Source organism: Microbacterium karelineae (assembly GCF_009745985.1).
Classification (GTDB): Bacteria; Actinomycetota; Actinomycetes; order Actinomycetales; family Microbacteriaceae; genus Microbacterium; species Microbacterium karelineae.
Genome location: NZ_WFIX01000006.1, coordinates 1 through 641, shown reverse-complemented (window position 1 = coordinate 641; position 641 = coordinate 1). Strand labels below are relative to the sequence as shown.

Annotated in this window: 1 protein-coding gene; it reads right to left on the bottom strand. The window is 39.8% G+C overall.

The window, feature by feature from the left end; genetic code table 11:
* Window positions 1-622 (bottom strand): translation elongation factor Ts (gene tsf, locus GB932_RS21695; protein ID WP_156758773.1); only part of this gene is annotated, 622 nt, incomplete at its 3' end.
* Window positions 623-641: the final 19 nt, after the last annotated feature.

Genomic DNA, 641 nt, shown 5'->3' with positions numbered 1-641 from the left:
TCTCTAACTCTCTGTCGATAGTTTCCTGAGAAACTGCAGTTTCGTCAAGAGCAATTGGGTTCATTGCAGCAACCTGCATAGAAACAGCTTTAGCAGCTTCTTCAGCTCCGTCTACTTTTGCAGAAAGAGAAGTGATAGCAGCAATTTTGTTTCCAGCATGGATGTAAGCTCCTAAGAAATCTCCCTGGATTCTTTCGAAAGATCCGATTTCGATTTTCTCACCGATAACTCCTGTTTGCTCAACTAATTTCTCAGCAACAGTGATTCCGTGGAAATCTGTAGCTAAAAGCTCTTCTTTAGTAGCAGCGAAAATAGCCATTTCAGCTAATTCGTAAGCTAGCTCAACGAATGCTTCGTTTTTAGCAACGAAGTCAGTTTCACAATTTAAAGAAATTACAGCACCTAAAGTGTTGTCTTCATTTACTCTTGCGATTACTGCCCCTTCAGTAGACTCTCTGTCAGCTCTGTTAGCAGCAACTTTTTGTCCTTTTTTTCTAAGGATATCTACCGCTTTTTCGAAGTCTCCTTCAGCTTCAACTAGAGCTTTCTTGCAGTCCATCATACCTGCACCTGTTTGGTTTCTTAATTTAGCTACGTCTGCAGCAACTGGTGTATAAGACATAATATCTATTATTTTTTAT